The following is a 13,518-nucleotide window of genomic DNA, read 5'->3' as shown; positions in this document are numbered from 1 at the left end:
GCGTCAGATCAGCGGGCCAGCGACAGCGCCATGCCGCTGAGGTCGAGACTGACCATCAATCCGGTCTGCCGGCCGCTCAATTCCAGCAGCGCGCCGTTCTGATTGGTCAGCACGATCGCCTGCGCGCCCTGCACCACGGTGGCGCCGGCGCCGGCAGCGCCATAGACGCCCTCGACATCCTGCGGGCGGAAGATGTTGCTGACCCGGCCGTGCAGATCGGTTTGCGAACCGCCGAAGGTGAGGCCGTAGCTGAGGCCGCCGATCGAGAGCGGATAGGTCCGGCCGCGAAACGTCAGGGTACCGCTGCCGAACGAGCCGCCGATCACCCAGCCGGCCTTCAGGAACGAGATGTGGATGGTGCCGCTGTCGGCGCGGGCCGGCGGCGCCAGGCCCGCCGCCAGCAGCGCGATCAGGGCGACGACGAGAGTACGAACGCTGCGCAATGACATGGCGGATCCTTTGGGGTTCGCGAACACGCTGGTGTTCCGGTCACATCGACGCCGCGGCGGATGTTCGCTGCGAGAGAGCCACACGAATCGGACGCGCGCAACGGCGGCGGTTCGATCCGGTTGGCGAACCGCAAGGTGTCTGACGGGCGATTTCTGCGGGTGATGCATATCAACGACATCCCCGGCGGGTTCGCTTGTGATGCCGGCGTTGTCATGCCAACATACTGTAATCATTACTGAAATAGGTATTAGAAAACCTTTTGACTGGAGGGTGTCCGATGAAATTGATCTTGAGCGCCGCGCTCGTCGTTGCACTTGGTTCAACAGCAATCGCCGGTGGCGGCGCGTCTTTCGTCGACGGCGTCTGGGTCGGCAAGGGCACCTTCCAGATGGCCGACAAGATCTACAGCTGCGGCGACATCAAGATGAAATTCGTCGGCAGCGAGACCAGCTACCAGGTGCATGAAGCCCACATGGTATGCGACGAGCTCGGCAAACAGACCTTCGCCGAAATCGACAAATTCACCATCGACAAGGACGGCGTCATCACCTTCGTCGAAGGCACCGCGACCACGCTGAAGCCCAACACCAAAGTGGGCTCGGTCAAGGGCGAGAGCCTGGTGACGCTGAACCCGATCGACAATGACAAGATCGACGATATCAAACTGCGCCTCGACGGCGACTTTCTGATTTACGACCAGATCGCCAGCAAGCCGGGCACGACGCCGGACTACGCGCTGGTCGCGATCCTGACCAAGGAGAAGCCGGCGACGGAACCGAAGAAGTAGTCGGGCAAGGCGGCCCGGATCGAGCAATGCCGCATCGCTATCGAAATCCACGCCGAATCCATGCCCAAGAATTCCCGCGATCTGATCTCGGGCTAAGAGTCGTCGTCATCCAAACGCTGCCGAGCGGCATGATGAATGTGCAGGATCTCGACGGCATCAGCGGTGACGCGATAGAAGATCAGTTATGGATAGCGCCCGAGCGGCACCACGCAAACGTTCGGCCGGCCGGCGGACCGTCGCGCGCTTTGCGGCCAACGCGCGATGTGGGCCACGACGCTCTGAATGCGCCGCCCGACGGCCGGCGCGACCGTCGGGTAGTGCGCGGTCAACCAATCGGCGATGGCATCGAGATCACGCAGTGCTTCGTCGGTATAGACGACCTTCATTGACCGCGAAATTTGGCGAACGCGGCTTCGACCTGCGCCTCGCTGGCAAAGCGGCCTTCCGCCGCGTCGCGCAATCCACGGTCGATTCCGGCCAGTTCCTCCGGCGTCGGCTGATAGTCGCGACCGTTGGCACCGGCGTCGAGCTCACGCGCGAAGGCGGCCAGCTCGTCCTGCAGATGCGGCGGCCAAGTTTCGACCCGCGCGAGAATGTCGGTCAGCGGTTTGGTTTTCATGGGATGCAATCTAGCATGAGGCTGGAGCGCTGTCAGCGTCCGGCGGACTGGACTGCAGCGGGCGACGCTGCGCGCAAGCGGCCGAAGCTCGATTTGCACCCAGATTTGAATGGCCTGCCGGCAGCCGAGCGTCTATCGTCGACCGATGTCGCGCCTCATCTGTCTATCGATCGCTGTCGTCCTGTCGCTGCTCTCCGCCGCTGCGCAGGCTGCGCCGGTGCACAAGCGGTCGCCGCCGCGCTGGCATGGCTACGGCTTCCTGCCGGGCTATCATCAGCCGCTGAGCAACAGCGTTCCGCTGTTTCGCCAGAAAGCTTCGGATCTGCGCATGGCCCGCCGCAACCGGCGCCCCTGGTATATCGACCCGACGCCGCGCTATTACGGATGGGACGGGGAATTGCACTATGTCGGCCGGCCCGGCTTCTACGGCGGCCGCTACAATGGCGGCAGTTTTGGTCCGTGCTGGACCCAGACGCCGATCGGCCCGATCTGGAATTGCGGCAGATGAAGCGGCAAAGCGCCGAGCGAAGCCAGTAGCCCTGATGAAGCGCAGCGTAATCCGGTGAGGTGCGTTTCAGTGCTGAGCGAGGTCCCGGATCGCGCTGCGCTGGATCCGGGCTACGCTCGCTGTTGCAGTTGAACCCAGGCGAATGTGGCGCGACTAAACGTCATGCTGCAAAGCCTGCTCAGCGCGATCGTGGAAACGCTCGTCACGGCCACGGGCCACGCCATCCTCAAATTCCTCGGCTGGGACCAAGCTGCCGAGTTCGTCGGAGCTGTTGTCGGGCTGGCATGTATCGCGACCGGCTTCGCGATCTGGTGGCTGGGCTCCTGACGATCCAATCGCAAAGCGAGACGTCGATGTTCGAGGTGTTTTCGTTTTGGGGGCGGGTCTGAAGCGGCATGAATGAGGGCCGGTAGCCCGGATTGAACGCAGCGCAATCGCGTTAACCACGAAATCAAGAGTCATGGATTGCGCCGCGCTTGGTCCGGGCGACGCTTGCCAGAAACTACCTGCGTCTGTAGTTTGAAAGAGGTAGTTAATTTTCCGTTAATGGATCGGCTGAAAATGACCGCAATTCAGGGCGTGGCGTCGGAACAAGGCGCGGACCATAAAATGCCGCCGGGCGTGCTGGTCGACGGCCCGGTGGTCGAGGCCAAGTTTTTCGATTCCTATATCGCCTTCGGCTTCATGATCGGAGGCTCGATCGCAGGATTGCTCTGGGCCTTCACCCAGGGCATCGGCCGGGTGGAGATCGCGGTGTTCGCCGGCATGTTCATGCTGACCACGATCGGGATCGGCGTCGCCATGCACCGGCTGTTCGTGCACCGCGCCTTCCGCTGCGGTCCGGTGATGCGGGCGCTGTTCGCTGCGATCGCCACGATGGCGGTGCAGGGCTCGGTGCTGAAATGGGTCTCCAATCATCGCCGACACCATTTGCACACCGACAAGCCCGGCGACGTCCACAGCCCTTACTATGACGGCGGCGGCAACCGCATTGCCGGCTTCGTCAAGGGCATGGCGCATGCGCAAGGCGGCTGGGTGTGGGATCGGGAAACAACCGACGCCGAATTCTACGCCAAGGATATTCTGGCCGATCCGATCGCGATGTTCTTCACCCGGACCCGCTGGTACTGGTACGCGCTGTCGGCGGTGATCATTCCGGGCGCGATCGGCTACGCCTTCGGCGGCGTGCATACGATGATCGGCTGTGTGCTGTTCTCCGGCTTGTTCCGCAGCTATGTGATGACGATGGCGACCTCGCTGGTCAATTCGGTCTGCCACAGCGACGGCCGCTACGGCTACCGCCGCTACGAGATCAATGACGGCACCACCAACGAGCTGGTGACCACGATCCTCACCTTCGGCGAGGGGCTGCACAACAACCATCACCGCTTTCCGCGCGACGCCTATCTGTCGCACGCCTGGTACGAAATCGACATCAACGGCCTGATCATTCTGGGGCTGGGGAAACTCGGGTTGGTGCACGACATTTTCATTCACCCCGCATCCAGCGCTGGGGCCGTCGCCGTCCAGACTGCATCCGACGGCTTGGCCGAAGACCTCGGCGCGTCCGGCGCAAGGTAGCTCAGCCGCGCGTCGCGAAAGCCGGGCCGCTCGCTCCCGGCTCCGAACGGCGGAACTCGTTCAATCCAGATGCGGAAGCGATGGCCTGAAGCAACCCTGTAGCCCGGATGGAGCGCAGCGCAATCCGGGAACGACATTTCAGCGATGAGGGAGGACCCGGATTTCATCCGGGCTAGCTTGCTGGCTAACCGATCAAGCGGTCGTAGTCGGCATGCGAGCCGATCCAGAACCAGACGAATTCACCGTCGGCCTCGACGGCGAGGGCGCGATAGCGCAGGCCGACGCGAACCGACCAATAGCGGCCGACCTTCTTGAACTGCAATGAGGGGTGCCGCGGATCGGTCTTCAGCAAGGCCTATTGGGCGTCGGCGAATTTCCTGATCGGCGCGGGGAGGTCGTCATACGCCGCCCAGAATCGCGGCGTCGCCTTGTGGGTCACAGCTCGCGCGACAGGCCGGCGCGATGCGCGGCGACGGCTTCCTCAGCCAGGGCATCGAGCTTGCCGGCCGCGGCATCGCGCGCAATCGCCGCATCGAACCGCTCCGCATCGAACGCCTCGAACCAGGCGCGAAACCGCGCCAGCTCGCGGGAGCTGAGTTGTTCGACGGCCTTCTCGATGTCCTCGGCGGTGGTCATGAAGCCAATTTAGCATGCGGCGCAGGTGAGAGAAAAGACCTGTAGCTCGGATGGAGCGAAGCGCAATCCGGCAGCGGCATTTCAGCGGGGAGGGAAGACCCGGATTGGCATCCGGGCTACGCTTGCTAGTGGTGTGAGCGAGTAGCCCCGTAGGCGCAATAGCGAAGCGTATTGCGCCGCTCGAATCTTATGCAGATAACTTATCGATGAGCTTGTAGATGATCTCCGAATCCGCACGGGTCCTCCAGTCGGGTAACGTGGGGTCGAACGTAAATGGTATTCCTACGATATCTTGGGGAATGCCAACGAATTTCGTTTTGTCGAGGAAGATCGGAATCACGCTCGCACTCGCCACTCGGGGTGAGAACACTTCTCTTTCAAAAGTAGGCCAGATTTTGTTTGCATGATTCTGGTCTAGGAGGCAGACAACGTATCGGCTCGATTTGCCGAATATTTCTGCGAATTGAGCCGACCACGCTTTTCCAAGGTAGTTTGCTTCGAACATTGCGTCATAAAACACAGTGACATCAAGAGTTCGAAGCCCTTCGTAGATGTGCTGAGCTAGTTCTCGATTCTCACCTGCAAACGACAAGGCAACGTCGAACTGATAGTCATCGCTGCTCTCTCTAAATCCACAGTCCTGACGAAGTTGGTTCCAATCAAGATGTTTGATGAAATAGAATAGGGCAGGATCTTCGATCGCGAACGTCTTCGTATCAGTGTTGTAGTAAAAATGAGTTGCGACCAGGGGTTTTGATTCGATTAAGATCTGAAGGCGATAGTCTTTGATGTTATTTATGCTGCCACGAACGGTTGGTACCGCATTGGCCATCTCGGTAAGGTCAACTATCGAAGATTCCTGCTGGCCGACTTCTCGAAGGAGCTTAAAGTACGGGTCATTGCTCGGTCTGAAGCGCCTACCGCGGCAAAATTCTTTAACTGCTGGATAGTAGGCCGCCCTGAGCCTTTCGACGACGCGCTGCCGTATTTCGTCTATATTGAACTCTATTGATTTTATATCTTCTTGCGTCTGAGTCACGTTGCTAGAGATGCAAATGGATTGGCAAAGCTGCTGAGTCAGCCAGTAGTCACCGCGACTTTCGTTATAAATGGCGTCTGAATTGACAATTTTAACATTGAGGCTGGAGCACCCGCTTTCAACGAGTTCAGCGATGTCGGCTTTCCGGCCCGGGGAGATTCTGTGAATTCCGGTACGTTTCGCAATATCCGGAACAAGTTGAATCAGAGCAGAGCCGACCTGATTGATGCCAATAATGATTAGCTTTGGTAGGTCTGCTTCGTCGCCCAACTCTGCCGAGAGTTTGGCGACGTTAGCAATCTGCTCTTGTAGGGGCTGAGACAATCGATGGAAATCGTCGATTACAAATCGACCTGTGAGATGCTGTTGAACAATAGTTTCTATTCGTGACACGTGAACAGGATTGCGAGCAGTCAGGTATTCAGTCTGAAGTCCATCACCCAACTCGGCAACAATCCGCTTGACGCAAGTTGTCTTTCCCGTGCCCGACTGCCCCTCTAGAACGACCGGCTTCCCCGACCTGCGGATGTCCAAAAGGATCTCCGAGTAATTCGGCGGTGCGACGAATGTGAATTCCGGTACGCCTTCCGTGCGGAATACTTCTTCGAGAAGCAAAACCATCGGGATTCCATTTACGATGTTTCAAGGCGGCGCAATAGCGAAGCATATTGCGCCGCGCTGAGCGCGAGGGCATTACGCTCCGCCAACTCGCCTCACGGGTCAGTCTTTGCTCACCCGAAGCGACGCTAATCCTCCTTGCGGACACCTTTGAAAGGTTTGCCGTCGGACTTCACGTCCATGAATCGACCAGTATCGGTGTCGCGTTTCACCCAAGTTTCGGTCTTGGTGTTGTACGTCTGCGATCGTTCTTTCACGGCGCCGTTGCGATGTCCGTCGCCTTTAGGTGGGTTCGTTGCCATGGCTATTCTCCTACGTGATACAGGTGGCATAGTTCGTGATTTGTTCTGATGTGTCAAGGGCGGCGAGTAGTCGCCGCCCTTCTACCTGTGGATTAGTAGCTCAGCTACACCCCGTCGTTGACCCGCACGTATCGCACTTCATGCAGGTGCCGTTCCGTACCAGCGTGAAATTCCCGCATTCCCCACATGAATCGCCTTCGTAGCCGCGCGCCTTGGCTTCGGCGCGGCGTTCGGCTTTGGAGGTGACGGGCTGGGCATGCGCTGCGGCGCCGGCGCGGCTCCATTGCAGGGCTTCGAGCTTTTCGGTCGGCGACAAATCGTGCTGGGCTTCCTGCTTCAGCGCGGTGGCGCCTTCGAGCGCATCGGCGACGCGGGCGGAGGAGAGGGACGTGACGCCGCCCCTGTTGGCCTCAGACACCGGGCCGGCGGTGGGGGAGGGTGTCGCGCCGCGCGTGTCGCTGGAGCGCATCACCACCAGATTGTCGGTGCGCGAGCGGGTCAGGCCCTTCGACAGATACTTGTTGTTGGGCTGCTCCGGCGCGCGGCCTTCCTCGACGCCCTTGCCCATGGCGTCGAAACCCGACTCCGAGGGATCGACATGGGCGAGGTCGAAGCGGCCCATGTAGCTGACCGCGAGTTCGCGGAACACGTAGTCGAGGATCGAGGTGGCGTATTTGATCGAGTCGTTGCCCTGGACCGGGCCGGCGGGCTCGAACCTCGTGAAGGTGAAGGCGTCGACATATTCCTCCAGCGGCACGCCGTATTGCAGGCCGAGCGACACCGCGATGGCGAAATTGTTGATGAAGGAGCGCAGCGCTGCGCCTTCCTTGTGCATGTCGATGAAGATCTCGCCGATCCGGCCGTCGTCATATTCGCCGGTGCGCAGATAGACCTTGTGGCCGCCGACCACCGCCTTTTGGGTATAGCCCTTGCGGCGATCCGGCATCTTCTCGCGCTCGCGCATCACCACGATGCGCTCGACCAGCCGCTCCACCACCTTTTCGGAGATGTGCGCGGTGCGCGCCGCCATCGGCTTGTCGTAGAACGCCTCGATGGCGTCGTCCTCGTCCTCGTCGTCGCTGATCAGCTGCGAGTTCAAGGGCTGCGACAGCTTCGAGCCGTCGCGATACAGCGCGTTGGCCTTCAGCGCCAGCTTCCACGACAGCAGGTAGGCGGACTTGCAATCCTCCACGGTGGCGTCGTTCGGCATGTTGATGGTCTTGGAGATCGCGCCCGAGATGAACGGCTGCGACGCCGCCATCATCCGGATGTGGCTCTCGACCGAGAGATAGCGCTTGCCGATCTTGCCGCAGGGATTGGCGCAGTCGAACACGCCGTAATGCTCGGCCTTCAGATGCGGCGCGCCCTCGATGGTCATGGCGCCGCAGATGTGGATGTTGGCGGCCTCGATCTCGCGCTTGGAAAAGCCGATCGCGGACAGCAGGTCGAAATTCGGCGCCGCGATGGTCTCGGCGTCGAGCTTCAGCGCATCATGCAAAAAGTCCTCGCCGAAGGTCCATTTGTTGAAGGCGAATTTGATGTCGAAGGCGGTCGGCAATGCTGCCTCCGCCTTCTTCAGCGCCTCGTCGGTGAAGCCCTTGGCCTTCAGGGTCGAGACGTTGATCGCCGGCGAATTGCTGAGCGAGCCGTGGCCGACCGCATAGGCCTCGATCTCGGCGATCTGGTTTTCCGGATAGCCGAGGATCCGCAGCGCGGCGGGCACCGCGCGGTTGATGATCTTCCAGTAGCCGCCGCCGGCGAGCTTCTTGAATTTCACCAGCGCGAAATCGGGCTCGATCCCGGTGGTGTCGCAATCCATCACGAGGCCGATGGTGCCGGTCGGCGCCACCACCGTGGTCTGGGCGTTGCGATAGCCGTGCAGCTCGCCGAGTTCGAGCGCCTTGTCCCAGGCCGCCTTGGCGTGCTCGACGGCGTCGGGCAGCGGGCAGGAGATCTGGTCGAGCGGCTCCGGCGACACCGCCAGGCCCTCATAGCCGCGGGATTCGCCATGCGCGGCGCGGCGATGATTGCGGATCACCCGCAGCATGTGGCTGGCGTTCTTCTTGTAGCCGGGGAACGGGCCGAGCTCCTTGGCCATCTCGGCCGAGGTGGCGTAGGCGACGCCGGTCATGATCGCGGTCAGCGCGCCGCACAGCGCGCGGCCTTCCTTGGAGTCGTAGCTGAGGCCCATGGTCATCAGCAGGCCGCCGATATTGGCGAAGCCGAGGCCGAGCGTGCGGAATTCGTAGCTCAATTCCGCGATCTGCTTCGACGGGAACTGCGCCATCATCACCGAGACTTCCAGCACCACGGTCCACAGCCGGCACAGATGCTCATAGGCTTCGATGTCGAACACGTTCGCGGTGGTGTCGTAGAAGGTCAGCAGATTGGCGGAGGCCAGATTGCAGGCGGTATCATCCAGGAACATGTATTCCGAGCAGGGATTGGACGCGCGGATGTCGCCCGAGGCCTTGCAGGTGTGCCAGTCGTTCATCGTGGTGTTGAAGTGGAGGCCGGGATCGGCGCTGGCCCAGGCGGCGTAGCCGATCTTCTCCCACAGATCGCGGGCCTTGATCGTCTTCATCACCTTCTTGTTGGTGCGGCCGATCAGATTCCAGTCGCCGTCGGTCTCGACCGCGCGGAGGAAATCATCCTTCAGCGACACCGAGTTGTTGGAGTTCTGGCCGGAGACGGTGAGGTAGGCCTCCGAATCCCAGTCGGTGTCGTAGGTCGGGAAATCGATTTCCTTGTAGCCCTGCTTGGCGAACTGGATGACGCGCTTGATCATCGCGTCCTGCACCATTGCGCGGCGCGCCAGCTTGACCTCGCGGCGCAGCGCCGGGTTCTTGTCGGGATCGAAGCAATCGTCGCCGCTGCCTTCGCAATTGACGCAGGCGCGCATGATCGCCTTGAGGTGCTTCTGGTTGATCTTGGAGCCGGTCACCATCGCGGCGACCTTCTGCTCTTCCTTCACCTTCCAGTCGATATAGGTCTCGATGTCCGGATGGTCGGCGTCGACCACCACCATCTTGGCGGCGCGGCGCGTGGTGCCGCCCGACTTGATCGCGCCGGCGGCGCGGTCGCCGATCTTGAGGAAGCTCATCAAGCCGCTGGAGCGACCGCCGCCCGAGAGTTTTTCACCTTCGCCGCGCAGCCGCGAGAAGTTGGAGCCGGTGCCGGAGCCGTACTTGAACAGCCGCGCCTCGCGCACCCACAAATCCATGATGCCGCCCTCGTTGACGAGGTCGTCCTGGATGCCCTGGATGAAGCAGGCGTGCGGCTGCGGGTGCTCATAGGCCGATTTCGACTTGGTCAGCTTGCCGGTCTGCCAGTCGACATAGAAATGGCCCTGGCCGGGGCCGTCGACGCCGTAGGCCCAGTGCAGGCCGGTGTTGAACCATTGCGGCGAATTCGGCGCCACCATCTGCTTCGCGAGCATGTAGCGCAGCTCGTCGTGGAAGGCGTGGGCGTCATCCTCGGAGGTGAAGTAGCCGCCCTTCCAGGCCCAATAGGTCCAGCAGCCGCTGAGGCGATCGAACACTTGCTTGGACGACAATTCGCTGACATAGCGCTCGTGCTCGGGCAGATGGGCCATCGCTTCGGTGTCGGGCACCGAGCGCCACAGCCACGACGGCACGGTCTCTTCCTCGACCTTCTTCAGACGGGCGGCGACGCCGGCCTTGCGGAAATATTTCTGCGCCAGCACGTCGGAGGCGACCTGCGACCAGAACTCCGGGACCTCGACGTTTTCGAGACGAAACACCACCGAGCCATCGGGATTGCGAATCTCGCTGGTGGTCATCCGGAACTGGATCTCGGCGTAGGGTGACTGGCCGTCCTTGGTGTAGCGCCGCTCGATCTTCATCTCGTGCCCCGTTCATAAGACCGGACCCGCATCTTATGCGGCCCGGCGAGTTCAACCATCGCGAACTTTGTTCGCAGCTCGAGCCGGTATCCCGACCCTGTTTCTCTTTTGCCGCTTCGCCCACCCTGAGCGCCGCTCAGGTTCACGGGGGCGATGCTGTTCAACGCCTTGCACGCTCGTCGGAGCCGTTGTCCGGCTCGTTTTTTTGTCGCCCAGACGCCGGTTCGCGGCACAGACAAGCCCACGCCCCGTTGCCGCGCCGGCTGACGGAGTTGGCCTGTTGGATACCCTTCTGGGAGTGTCCGGCGGGACCCAAAACAACCCGCGTTGGACGGTCCAAAACTAGGCCGACTCCGTTGCGCCCGTCAAGAACTAGTGCGAGTTCCTGAATCAAATACTAAATATGGTGGAAAATCGGAAATCACAGGGGGCATGGCCGCGTCCTGATGGTGGCAAGTATCGGTGAGTCCTCACGGAATCGGAAGCGCAAAAAAATGGCCGAGGCGGTTCGAAACCGAGCTACACCCACTGTTCACAGGCAGGTATTTTTTCTCCGCGCGGGGTTGCCAAAGCGCGACTCAGGCGCCGCGAATGGCGGTATCGCTTTCCGGGTGGTGCCAAGGCTCCAATACCGGCAATGTGAGCCGGTCCTACCCACCGGATGCATCATGTCCGATCTCGACATATCCCCCGCGCGCAGCCGCGCCGCGGCCACCGGCTTTGTCCTGCTCGCCGTCACCTCGGTGGCGTGGGGCCTGAGCTGGCCGGTCACCAAATTCGTGATTTCGGAATGGCCGCCGCTGCCGGCGCGCGGCTTCACCGGCCTTGCGGGGTCGCTGGCGCTGTTCGCCTATGCGCGGCTGCGCCGCGACGATTTGCGGGTGCCGCGGGCGCAGTGGATGCGGGTTCTGGTCTCGGCCTTCTTCAACGTCACGCTCTGGATGGTGGTGATGGGGATCGCGCTGTTGTGGCTGCCGGCCGGCGAGACCTCGGTGATCGCCTTCACCATGCCGGTGTGGACGGCGCTGCTGGCGTGGCCGCTGCTCGGCGAGCGGCTGACGTCGCTGCGCGTGCTGGCGCTGATCATGGCGTTCGGTGGCATCGCGGCGTTGCTCGGCGCCAACGGCTTCGCCGCCAGCCTCGCCAAGCTGCCGGGCGTGCTGCTGGCGCTGAGCGGCGCGATCGGCTTCGCGCTCGGCACCATCTTCCTGAAGCGCTTTCCGATCGCGCTGCCGGGCGCGACCTCCGCGGCCTGGCAGATCGGACTGGGCTGCATTCCGGTGACGCTGATCGGCCTTGCGTTCGAGGTGCCGCGGCTCGACGCGCTGTCGCCGCTCGGCTGGGCGGCGCTGATCTATCTGACGCTGATCCAGTTCTGCGTCGCCTATTTGTGCTGGTTCGCAGCCCTCGAACGACTGCCGGCCTCGGTGGCGGCGATCGGTACGCTGGCGGTGCCGGTGATCGGCGTGGTGGCTTCGGCGATCGTGCTGCATGAACCGCTGGGCTGGGGCCAGATCGCGGCGCTGATCTTCACGCTAGCGGGCGTGGTGCTGGCGACGCGGTCGTGATGCCGCGAACGGCCCGGCGCTACTTGCCGTTCGGCTGGCTGACCGATTGCGGCACGACGTGAGGCGCCGTCTTCGGCTTCAGCGAACCGGCGTAGAACGACAGCCCGCCGATCAGGACCACAGCGATCAGATACATCACATAGGATTGCGGCGGCTGCATCGCCCACCGGACAAAGCCTCGGATCGTTCCCGCATCGGTTTCATCTGCCATGGCGGCGTTCTGCAAGAAAATCGCGGCTAAGGAAAGCGGGAAGATCGTCGATTCGCGACAGGCTACCTGGCGCGCGCCCGCATCGCGTACAGCGCCAGTGCCAGCCCTGACGCGCCGGTCAGCACCATGCCGAGCCCGGTCATCGCGTCGGGGTGAACCGTGGCGGCGAGCCAGACCCCGATGGCCGCGCCCATCATCTGCCAGAAGCCGAGCAAAGCGGAGGCGGCGCCGGCCTTGTCGCCGAACGGCGACAGCGCCTGCGCAGTGCCAAGCGGATTGACGATCCCCATGCCCAGCAGGAACACCGAGATCGCCGCCAGGAACGGCAGGAACCGGCCGTCGAACAGCGCCACCAGCAGGATTGCGGCGCTGCCGGTGGCGGCAATCCACAGCCCGGCGCGGATCGCGCGATCAAGCCCGAACCGCGGCGCCAGCCGGGTCGCCAGCATGCCGGCGCCGAACACCACCAGCACGGTGCCGGCGAAGAACAGGCCGAGCGCGATCGGGGTGAAGCGCAGGCCTTCGATCAGCACCCGCGGCGCTGCCGAGAACATCGCGAACAGCCCGCCCATGATCAGGCCGACGGTGGCGGCCGGCACCAGGAAGCGGCGGTCGGTGGCGAGGCCGTAGTAAGTGCGGGTGATCGCGAACGGGTTGAGCGGGATTCGCAGCGAGCGATGGGTCTCGCCCAGCACCGCCGCGTAAGCGAGTGCCGCGACCGCGGCGAAGATCGCAACGAACACGAACTCCGAGCGCCAGCCGAAATAGTGATCAAGCGCGCCGCCGAGCAGCGGCGAGAAGCCGGGCGCCGCCGCCATCGCGATCATGATCAGCGCCATCGCACGGCCGAGCGCCGCACCGCTGAACAGGTCGCGGGCGATCGCGCGCGACAGCACCGAGGTGGCGCAGGCGCCGGATGCCTGGATCACCCGGCCGATCAACAGGCCGGTGAGATCGGTCGCCAACGCGCAGCAGATGCTGCCGGCGATGAACACGACGAATCCCGCCAGCACCGGAACGCGCCGTCCGTAGCGATCCGAGATCGGTCCGACTGCGAGCTGGCCGGCCGCGAACACCGCCAGAAACACCGTGATCGACGCGGTGACGGCCGCGGTCGAGACCCGCAGCGACGCCGCCATCTGCGGCAGCGACGGCAGCAGGATGTTGGTCGCCAGTGTGCCGATCGCGGCCAGCGCTGCCAGCACCGCGATCTGCGGCGTGGTCGAGGCGGCCGCGGCGGGCGGCGTCTCGACGATCGTGGTGATGGCCTGGTCGGTCATGGCGCTGGCTCCGCTCTTTAGATGATCTACATCATCTAAAGAGCGGTCGTAAAG

14 protein-coding genes and 1 pseudogene are annotated in these 13,518 nt (G+C 62.6%); 5 read left to right on the top strand and 10 right to left on the bottom strand.

Features of this window, described 5'->3' with window-relative positions:
* Positions 1–8 precede the first annotated feature (8 nt).
* A complete protein-coding gene (locus HXX15_RS10725; protein ID WP_296515904.1) occupies positions 9–449 on the bottom strand; it encodes a hypothetical protein in 441 nt (146 codons plus the stop codon).
* Between the two features lie 278 nt (positions 450–727).
* Between HXX15_RS10725 and HXX15_RS10720 the strand changes: the two genes are divergently transcribed.
* Positions 728–1,237 carry a hypothetical protein gene (locus HXX15_RS10720; protein ID WP_296515902.1) on the top strand — a complete coding sequence of 170 codons (510 nt, stop codon included), beginning with the start codon at positions 728–730 and terminating at the stop codon, positions 1,235–1,237.
* A gap of 182 nt (positions 1,238–1,419) precedes the next feature.
* Here HXX15_RS10720 and HXX15_RS23165 read toward each other — a convergent pair whose 3' ends face one another.
* Positions 1,420–1,623 (bottom strand): type II toxin-antitoxin system RelE/ParE family toxin, encoded by a 204-nt coding sequence (locus HXX15_RS23165; protein ID WP_366558575.1) that lies wholly within the window; start codon positions 1,621–1,623, stop codon positions 1,420–1,422.
* Positions 1,620–1,856, bottom strand: a complete 237-nt coding sequence (locus HXX15_RS10710) for a hypothetical protein (RefSeq protein ID WP_296515898.1) — start codon at positions 1,854–1,856, stop codon at positions 1,620–1,622. Before HXX15_RS10710 ends, HXX15_RS23165 begins: the two co-directional genes overlap by 4 nt.
* A gap of 145 nt (positions 1,857–2,001) precedes the next feature.
* Here HXX15_RS10710 and HXX15_RS10705 point away from each other — a divergent pair, with 145 nt between their 5' ends.
* From HXX15_RS10705 to HXX15_RS10695, 3 genes are all read left to right on the top strand, one after another.
* Positions 2,002–2,364 carry a hypothetical protein gene (locus HXX15_RS10705; RefSeq protein ID WP_296515896.1) on the top strand — a complete coding sequence of 121 codons (363 nt, stop codon included), beginning with the start codon at positions 2,002–2,004 and terminating at the stop codon, positions 2,362–2,364.
* A 162-nt stretch (positions 2,365–2,526) separates the two neighbouring features.
* Positions 2,527–2,691, top strand: coding sequence for a hypothetical protein (locus HXX15_RS10700; protein ID WP_296515894.1), 165 nt, complete (start codon positions 2,527–2,529; stop codon positions 2,689–2,691).
* Positions 2,692–2,925: 234 nt separating this feature from the next.
* On the top strand, positions 2,926–3,945 hold the full coding sequence (locus HXX15_RS10695) for a fatty acid desaturase (RefSeq protein WP_296515892.1): 1,020 nt from the start codon (positions 2,926–2,928) through the stop codon (positions 3,943–3,945).
* Positions 3,946–4,129: 184 nt separating this feature from the next.
* Here HXX15_RS10695 and HXX15_RS10690 read toward each other — a convergent pair.
* The 5 genes and pseudogenes from HXX15_RS10690 to HXX15_RS10670 all read right to left on the bottom strand — a co-directional run bounded on the left by HXX15_RS10690 (position 4,130) and on the right by HXX15_RS10670 (position 10,405).
* Positions 4,130–4,384, bottom strand: a pseudogene (locus tag HXX15_RS10690) (hypothetical protein).
* The gene (locus tag HXX15_RS10685; RefSeq protein WP_296515890.1) at positions 4,381–4,581 is read right to left on the bottom strand and encodes a hypothetical protein; all 201 of its coding nucleotides are present in this window, start codon (positions 4,579–4,581) and stop codon (positions 4,381–4,383) included. The pseudogene HXX15_RS10690 and the gene HXX15_RS10685 overlap by 4 nt, the downstream one beginning before the upstream one ends.
* A gap of 187 nt (positions 4,582–4,768) precedes the next feature.
* Complete coding sequence (locus HXX15_RS10680) at positions 4,769–6,241, bottom strand: TIR domain-containing protein (protein ID WP_296515888.1); 1,473 nt, start codon at positions 6,239–6,241, stop codon at positions 4,769–4,771.
* Between the two features lie 125 nt (positions 6,242–6,366).
* On the bottom strand, positions 6,367–6,540 hold the full coding sequence (locus HXX15_RS10675) for a hypothetical protein (RefSeq protein WP_296515886.1): 174 nt from the start codon (positions 6,538–6,540) through the stop codon (positions 6,367–6,369).
* Between the two features lie 100 nt (positions 6,541–6,640).
* Positions 6,641–10,405 carry a vitamin B12-dependent ribonucleotide reductase gene (locus tag HXX15_RS10670; protein ID WP_296515885.1) on the bottom strand — a complete coding sequence of 1,255 codons (3,765 nt, stop codon included), beginning with the start codon at positions 10,403–10,405 and terminating at the stop codon, positions 6,641–6,643.
* A 668-nt stretch (positions 10,406–11,073) separates the two neighbouring features.
* On the opposite strand from HXX15_RS10670, the gene HXX15_RS10665 reads away from it, so the two are divergent.
* The gene (locus tag HXX15_RS10665) at positions 11,074–11,973 is read left to right on the top strand and encodes a DMT family transporter (RefSeq protein WP_296515882.1); all 900 of its coding nucleotides are present in this window, start codon (positions 11,074–11,076) and stop codon (positions 11,971–11,973) included.
* A gap of 19 nt (positions 11,974–11,992) precedes the next feature.
* Here HXX15_RS10665 and HXX15_RS10660 read toward each other — a convergent pair whose 3' ends face one another.
* Positions 11,993–12,184 carry a hypothetical protein gene (locus tag HXX15_RS10660; protein WP_296515880.1) on the bottom strand — a complete coding sequence of 64 codons (192 nt, stop codon included), beginning with the start codon at positions 12,182–12,184 and terminating at the stop codon, positions 11,993–11,995.
* Positions 12,185–12,246: 62 nt separating this feature from the next.
* Entirely contained in the window at positions 12,247–13,464 is a 1,218-nt protein-coding gene (locus HXX15_RS10655) for a multidrug effflux MFS transporter (protein WP_296515877.1), read from the bottom strand.
* Positions 13,465–13,518: the final 54 nt, after the last annotated feature.

It is taken from the genome of Rhodopseudomonas sp., from assembly GCF_013377015.1.
In the GTDB taxonomy this organism is placed as follows: Bacteria; Pseudomonadota; Alphaproteobacteria; order Rhizobiales; family Xanthobacteraceae; genus JARJEH01.
This window is presented reverse-complemented; position numbering and strand designations above follow the sequence as displayed.